Genomic DNA, 1096 nt, shown 5'->3' with positions numbered 1-1096 from the left:
GGAAAAGTTCGGCGACTGGCTGTACTACCGCATCCTCACCGGCAACCGGTTGACCAACCAGTTGCGCCGCCGCTTCGGCCTGCGCTACTGGTCGCTGGCGGAATACCTGAAGCGGCAGAGCGACGCCGCCGAACGCTACATCGCCCGTTTCGTGCAGGCGGGACTCGACGACGCGCGTCGGCGCGGGCTGGATGGCATCGTCTGTGGCCACATCCACCGCGCCTCGCTGCTCCAGCGCGATGGACTGCTCTACGCCAACGACGGCGACTGGGTCGARAGCCTCACSGCGCTGAGCGAGGAGGCCGACGGCACGCTGTGCCTGCTGTCGCATACCGGCAAGGTGCTGCACGAGGTGGCGCCGCGGTTGCGGCTGGTGCCGCAGGACTCGCAACGCGCCGCGTGAGCGGTGTCGCCGTGCAGGCGAGGTGATGGTCGCCGGCGTGGCGCGCTCCTACAATCACGCCATGGATTCCCTCAGCCAGATCGTTCTGGGTGGCGCCGTCGCCGCCGCCATCGCCCCTGCAGGGCATCGCCGGGCCGCCCTGCTCGCCGGCGCGGCCCTGGGCACGCTGCCCGACCTCGACAGCCTGCCGATCGCCCTCTTCTCCGACAACCCGGTCACGCTGATGACCGTGCACCGCAGCTTCAGCCATTCGCTGTTCGTGTTGCCGCTGGTGGGGTGGCTGATCTGGTGGCTGTTCAGACGCTATGGCCGCGGACGGGTCGCCGCAGCGCCCGCGCGTTGGTTCTGGGCGATCCAGCTGGCATTGGTCACCCATCCCTTGCTCGACGCCTTCACCGTCTACGGCACACAACTGTGGTGGCCGCTCACGCCGCCGCCGGCGATGTGGTCCAGCGTGTTCATCATCGACCCGCTGTATACGGTCTGGCTGCTGGTGGCGTGCGTCGCGGCGTGGTGCCTGCGCGAGCGGGTCGCCGCGCAACGGGTACTGGTGGCCGGCCTGGTGCTGAGCACCGCTTACCTGGGGTGGTCGCTGGTCGCGAAGTCCAACGTGGATCGCGACGCGGAGCGCACGCTGGCGTCGATGGGTCTCGGCGATGCGCCTTACTTCTCGGTGCCGATGCCCTTCAATAC

2 protein-coding genes are annotated in these 1096 nt (G+C 68.8%); both read left to right on the top strand.

The window, feature by feature from the left end:
* Positions 1 to 403, top strand: a 403-nt coding sequence (locus AC04L7_RS19330) for a UDP-2,3-diacylglucosamine diphosphatase (RefSeq protein WP_475513793.1), incomplete at its 5' end; no start/stop codon positions are given.
* Between the two features lie 61 nt (positions 404 to 464).
* On the top strand, positions 465 to 1096 hold a 632-nt coding region (locus AC04L7_RS19325), incomplete at its 3' end, for a metal-dependent hydrolase (protein ID WP_475513792.1).

Source organism: Pseudoxanthomonas sp. LjRoot204_2, from assembly GCF_056175765.1.
This window is presented reverse-complemented; position numbering and strand designations above follow the sequence as displayed.